Raw genomic sequence first — 6000 nt, 5'->3', positions numbered from 1 at the left:
ACTGGGACTGGGATATGAGGCAGTTTCTAAAATTAGCCCCGACTTGGTGTACTGTGCAGCACCGGGGTTTGGGCAGTCCGGGCCAGATCGGGACAAACCAGCTTTTGACGACATCATTCAGGCAGCCTGCGGCATCGCCAGCCTCAACAGCGTAGGTCGGGAACGACCGGATTATGCGCCTACATTGGTGGCCGACAAGACTGCCGGCATGGCTGTGGTGAATGCAGTGCTGGCTGCCCTCTTCCACAAAACGCGCACCGGCCGCGGCCAGTATGTTGAGGTGCCGATGTTTGAAACTATGGTGGCTTTCACACTGGCTGAGCATTTGGGCGGACTGACGTTCGATCCGGCGCCAGCCAGGGCCGGCTACGCGCGACTGCTGTCAGGCGGACGACGACCGGCGCCAACCGCCGATGGCTATATTGCGATACTTCCCTATACGGGCGACCATTGGGCAGCGTTTTTCAAGATCAGCGGGCGTCCTGATCTTGCGGAGAAGTTCAGTGTAGATGACCGGCAGGCGCGCAATAAGCTGATTACGGAGATGTACAGTGCGCTGACCGAGATCACGCGCAAGCGTACCACTGCCGAATGGGTGGAGATCTGCGCTGAGCTTGATATACCAGTGACGCCACTATATGGCATCGACGACCTCATCGATCATCCACATTTGAAGGCGGTCGAACTGTTCAGTAGTGCCGACCATCCGACTGAAGGCCCGATACGCTTTGTACAACCACCAACCCGCTTTTCCGCTACGCCGGCACGCGTGCGGTTCCATGCGCCGGTGTTAGGGCAGCACAGCGAGGAAGTGTTGAGGGAAGCCGGCTACAGCGAGCAAGAAATCGTCATGCTCCGCGAACGCCGGATTGTGGGCGGCGCAGTCCCTAGGCTCGAATGATGAGTGGTTGCTGAACCTATGGCTTTGTCATCAAATGCGGGCGCCCAGGCATTGCCTCCGCTATGGATAATAAGCCTGCTGCCAGGGCTCGGGTTATTCGCTTCAGCAGTACATTTTCCTTCTATCCCTGCCATGGCCGCCGATTTTGACGTAGGGTCCGGCGAAATTCAAGACACCATTACGGTGTATCTGGCCTCAATGGCACTGTTTTCACTGGTTGTTGGCCCAATGAGCGATCGACTCGGGCGGCGCCATGTAGGGCTCGCCATGCTGTTTGTCTTCCTGGTCGGCAGTATTGTCGCACTGATGGCGCACAGCGTGCCCATACTATTGGCAGGGCGAGTGCTGCAGGGCATTGGGGCTAGCGGCGGTCTGGTGCTTTCGAGATCGATGGTAAAGGATGCGCTAGTTGGGCCGGCTGCAGCGAAGGCGGCTGCGCAAGTTTCGATGGTAGTGGCAATGGCCCCGATGCTTGCGCCGATGTTCGGCGGCTATGTGCAACAGCATCTCGGGTGGCAAGCGAACTTCGTAGTTGTCGTTGGGATGGCGCTGGCGCTGTTCATCTTGGCTGCTCAAAGGCTAGTAGAAACGCTACCCGCTAACAAGCGCAATGCCAACGATTTTCTATCGATGGCGACCAGCTATGTCGGACTGCTGAGAATGCGCAAGTTCCAAGTGCATACCATCCCGGTAATGTGCGGAGCAATCGGGCTGTTCACTTTTCAGACTGGGGCGCCAGTGCTGTTGATAGGGAGCATGCAAGTGGCGCCAGAAGATTATGGATTGTTTGCAGCCATGCCGGCAGCAGGTTTCATGGTAGGTACCTTTTTAACTACGCGCATGGCATCGCGAGTAAGCGAGAAATCCCTCATTGAGGGTGGATGCCTGCTCTTCATTGCCGCCGGCACGCTCATTACCTTGCTGGCGTTGGGCTTTCCGCCTACGCCGTGGTCGGTTGCATTTCCGATGCTGCTGTTTGGAATCGGTAATGGCCTATTGATGCCGACCGCTACACTAGGCAGTATGAGCGCTGCGCCCTTGCTAGTGGGATCGGCTGCTGCGCTCGTGAGTTGCCTGCGCATAGGCGCTGGCTCGATGGGCAGTCTCGTCATTACCATGCTGCCATCCAACACTGCGCTCTCGCTTGGATGTGTAACGTGCTTTGCAGGATGCTCGGCATTCCTTTCCTGGGCTTGGCTAGGAAAGGGAAATTGACCAGGGTTATCAGTTGTGCTCTCCGGTGACCACTGAAGCATAATTTGTTCTGACTTGCGTTATTAATGGACTATAAACTCGGGAACTGCGGAGCAAGCAAAGCAATGGGATGGACTCCTCCTCCCCCTGAAGGCACGCAAGTGCCAAACTGGAGTTTCCACACTACCGGTTTGAAAAGAAGGAGTCCGTCATGAAGCTTATCCGCGTTGGAGTCGACTTGGCAAAAAATGTCTTTCAGATCCACGGTGTTGATCGTTATGAGAAGGCGATATGGCGATGCAAGCTCGGCCGGGGCGACTGGATCAAAGCGCTGACGGACCGAATCGAGCCTGGCTGCGAGATTGGCATGGAAGCGTGCAGTGGTGCGCATCACTGGGCTCGGTTGCTGCAGGCGCGAGGATATACCGTCAAGCCTGTTGCCCCTCAGTTCGTCAAACCCTATGTCAAGAGCAACAAGAACGACGCCAACGATGCCGAGGCGATCTGCGAAGCGATAAGCCGGCCGAACATGCGCTTTGTAGCGGTAAAAGCCGTCGAACAGCAAGATGTTCAGGCTGTGCATCGGGTCCGAGCCAGCCTGATTGATCAGCGCAAAGCCAAAGGCAACCAAATTCGAGGATTAACGTCGGAATACGGTCTCGTGGCACCGAAAGAATTGCTGCACTTAAGAGCGGCAATCCCACGATGGCTCGAGGATCAAGAGAACGGTTTGAGTGAGCGATTCCGTCGGCTTTTACGCGGACTATGGCAAGACCTGCTGGCATTAGATGAGCGTGTCCAGCAACTCGATCAGGAAATCGAGCAGATCGCTCGACAGGATCCGGTGGCTGTACGGTTGCTGCAACTGCGCGGAATTGGTGCGGTGACTACGACAGCATTATTAGCCACCGTCGGTGACGCCAGCCAGTTCGCCAGCGGAAGACAGATGGCTGCTTCGTTCGGGCTCGCGCCCAAACAAAATAGCTCGGGAGGAAAGGAGCGTTTGCTCGGCATTAGCAAGCGTGGTGACGCGTATCTGCGGAGTTTGCTCGTGCACGGGGCCAGAGCAGTCATTCGCACTGCTCAAGCTAAGACTGATCGATTGAGCACCTGGGTGATGCGAATCGCAACAACGCGTCACCCGAACATCGCCGCGGTGGCATTGGCCAACAAGACAGCACGCATCGCCTGGGCAATGATGACTAAAGACACTGATTACCAACCGGAATTGGCATAAGCTCAGCAGCAGAAGTACCATTACAGGAGTATCCGAACCACGATTGCATGACAAGCCGCATGATGGCCAACAGGTCGAACCGGCGCTGACAGAACCCGTAAAGGTCTGAGGCTACCAAGCCCGTCAAAGCGATAGGGAGTCAGCGCGCGAATAGCCCATCAGGATCTAGCATCTGAAACAGATGCAGCAGTGCGAGACCGGATATACGTGAGCAGTCGTACCCCATGGCCTGAATTCGGATTGTTTGCAAACGAGGAGGAGTCCATATACGGACCTAAACCTTACCAAGCCAGATAGTCAACGCTTAGTCTGCTCCACTCCCCGATCAACGCTGTCTAGCGTCTGATTTGTCTAATCGGCTTTGTTTCTTGCTTCGACAATGGCATGAGAGGCTTGCAACTTTGCGTATAGCTCTTGTGCTTCTGTGTCCGGTAGTACCGCCTCAAGCGTGACAGACTGGACATAACTATGTGCGGCCCAGGCTAAATCGGTGATTTCGCATTCTTTTCCGTCGGAAATATCGATAATCATTTCTAACAGAAGAAGGGAAATGTTCAAGCGACTGCATTCGTCTTTGGTCATAGTGCCCCCGATTCAAATGAGAAAATTTAACCATAAGTTAGTTAATTTATACCTTTTGGTAGATTTGTTGAAGTGATGAAATACAAAAACGCTCGCTAAATCATCAAATCGTCCTATCCTGCGAAAGGGGGTCGACGACAGTTTCTACCTTGCGATCATGTGGATTTCATCATGTACACAGACTTTGCTCAGTGGGCGCGAGTACGAGAGTTAATATTGTTGAAGGGCAAAACAAGAACCGCCGTTAGCGCTTCAGAACACATCGGTATCAGCACGATTCGGAAAATGCTTGCCTATGAAAAGCCGCCGGGCTTCAGATACAAAGAAGGTTTGCAAAATGGGCGTCCAAAAGTTCACAACGATATTGTAGAGAGGCAAATAGCAGACAATCACCGCCTACCGGAAGCTTCACGTCTTTCGACGACTGAGCTCTATCATCAGATGCAACGCGACGGTTACAAAGGCTCGTTAGGTTCAGTGTTCCACTACCGTAAAATTTATGAAGATGCGGATGAAGGGCACTTATGGCAGACAGTCCAGCACATCGTTCGCAGGTTGCCGGATGAGGAAGGTGCCAAATTTATTTCGTCACTTTTCCCGCGGGATACATTAACTGGAAGCAGCCAAGCAGCTGTTGAACGGCGCCGAAAAATCCACAACAAATCGACTGCTTTGGCGAAGCCTCTCATAAACCGCGAATATTGGTTGCGTGCAGAATGGGATCGATGGCTAGCCGACCTCGAAAAAACGGAAAGATACGATTCCAAAGTTTTTTCAGAAGCAGATACACAATATTTGCTTGATAAATTGTTTCCTGAAAGGAAGACCAATAAGAAGACTAATAGGAAGAAAGTATTGTTTCTGCTCGCCCAAGATCAAAACTGGCCTATTAATTGTCTCATCAAGTTCTTAGGTATTAGTCTTCGCACTGCGTGCAGTTACCTCAAGGCTAATAAGCTTGGCGGTGTAAAAGGCGTCTTTTTGTCTCAGCCTCGGCTTAAGAAAGAAAATGACTCCACGCTCAAGAAGACGATCTTTTCCCTGCTGCACGAACCACCGTCGCTTTCAGGGATCAACCGTACTTCCTGGCGCATGAACGACTTGGAAAAAGTCTTAAAAGCCAAAGGACTCTCTACTTCTTATGGCATATTGCGTAAAATAATAAAAGACTCAGGATTCAGGTGGAAATGCGCGCGCAAAGTGCTTACCAGCCACGATCCCAATTACAAGCTAAAGGTGGCGCATATCCAAGACATCCTTGGCCACTTGAAAGACAATGAACGCTTTTTCTCCATTGATGAGTACGGCCCGTTTTCCGTAAAAATGCAAATGGGACGCTCGTTGTCGCCGATTAAAGGGCAGCGTATTGTGCCTCAGTTTCAAAGGTCCAAAGGCAGGCTGATTTGTACAGCGGCGCTTGAGCTTTCTCGAAACCAGATTACGCATTTCTTCTCGCCTGTTAAGGATAGCGCGGAGATGATCAAGCTGGCAAATGCATTGATTGAGAAGTACCCAACAACAGATAAGCTATATTTATCCTGGGATGCGGCGAGTTGGCATAAATCGAACAGCTTGCTGAACTTTGTGGAAGAACACAACGCGGCCGCTCTATCCACGCATCTGCCTCTTATCGAAATTGTTCCGCTACCGGCTGCCGCACAATTTCTGAACATTATCGAATCAGTCTTTAGTGGCATGTCAAAGGCGATCATCCATAACAGCGACTACGCGACGAAGGAAGATGCTATGCATGCGATTGACCTTTACTTCGCAGAGAGGAACCAGCATTATCTTGCACATCCCAAAGCAGCCGGCAAGAAGCTCTGGGGATTGGAGCGCACCTCGACCCAATTTTCTCCAGAAAACAATTGCAAAGATCCGAGCTTTCGTTAGTTAGTTCACAATGGAAACGTGCTGAAGGTCTAGTCTTTCAAAACATTGTTTCCAGTTAATTCCTTTTAACCACCTTTTCCAGAATCCTCTATTTGTGGTCTTTTTAATATTTGAATAACAAATCTAATAGTTGTAACTTAAACGACTGGTTTTGGCCGCTTCCGGGCGGACTGGGTGGCCGTACCCGGCCCAA

General features: G+C 51.9%; 5 protein-coding genes. 4 read left to right on the top strand and 1 reads right to left on the bottom strand.

Going from position 1 to position 6000, the window contains the following annotated elements:
• The 3 genes from ABC383_RS25605 to ABC383_RS25595 form a co-directional block, all read left to right on the top strand.
• Positions 1–901 (top strand): CaiB/BaiF CoA transferase family protein (locus ABC383_RS25605; RefSeq protein ID WP_413018453.1); only part of this gene is annotated, 901 nt, incomplete at its 5' end.
• 18 nt (positions 902–919) lie between these two features.
• Positions 920–2116: a multidrug effflux MFS transporter gene (locus ABC383_RS25600; RefSeq protein ID WP_413017421.1), complete on the top strand. Its 1197-nt coding sequence runs from the start codon at positions 920–922 to the stop codon at positions 2114–2116.
• A 190-nt stretch (positions 2117–2306) separates the two neighbouring features.
• Positions 2307–3332 carry an IS110 family RNA-guided transposase gene (locus ABC383_RS25595; protein ID WP_413017420.1) on the top strand — a complete coding sequence of 342 codons (1026 nt, stop codon included), beginning with the start codon at positions 2307–2309 and terminating at the stop codon, positions 3330–3332.
• A gap of 351 nt (positions 3333–3683) precedes the next feature.
• On the opposite strand, the gene ABC383_RS25590 is transcribed toward ABC383_RS25595, so the two are convergent.
• Positions 3684–3914 (bottom strand): hypothetical protein, encoded by a 231-nt coding sequence (locus tag ABC383_RS25590; protein ID WP_413017418.1) that lies wholly within the window; start codon positions 3912–3914, stop codon positions 3684–3686.
• 171 nt (positions 3915–4085) lie between these two features.
• On the opposite strand from ABC383_RS25590, the gene ABC383_RS25585 reads away from it, so the two are divergent.
• The gene (locus ABC383_RS25585; protein ID WP_413017416.1) at positions 4086–5807 is read left to right on the top strand and encodes an IS630 family transposase; all 1722 of its coding nucleotides are present in this window, start codon (positions 4086–4088) and stop codon (positions 5805–5807) included.
• Positions 5808–6000: the final 193 nt, after the last annotated feature.

This window comes from Noviherbaspirillum phoenicis (genome assembly GCF_047237965.1).
GTDB lineage: Bacteria > Pseudomonadota > Gammaproteobacteria > Burkholderiales > Burkholderiaceae_D > Noviherbaspirillum_A.
This window is presented reverse-complemented; position numbering and strand designations above follow the sequence as displayed.

Coding starts and splice junctions, on each gene's coding strand:
- ABC383_RS25595 (WP_413017420.1), top strand. CDS start 2,307: ATGAAGCTTATCCGCGTTGGAGTCGACTTGGCAAAAAATGTCTTTCAG.
- ABC383_RS25585 (WP_413017416.1), top strand. CDS start 4,086: ATGTACACAGACTTTGCTCAGTGGGCGCGAGTACGAGAGTTAATATTG.
- ABC383_RS25600 (WP_413017421.1), top strand. CDS start 920: ATGGCTTTGTCATCAAATGCGGGCGCCCAGGCATTGCCTCCGCTATGG.
- ABC383_RS25590 (WP_413017418.1), bottom strand. CDS start 3,914: ATGACCAAAGACGAATGCAGTCGCTTGAACATTTCCCTTCTTCTGTTA.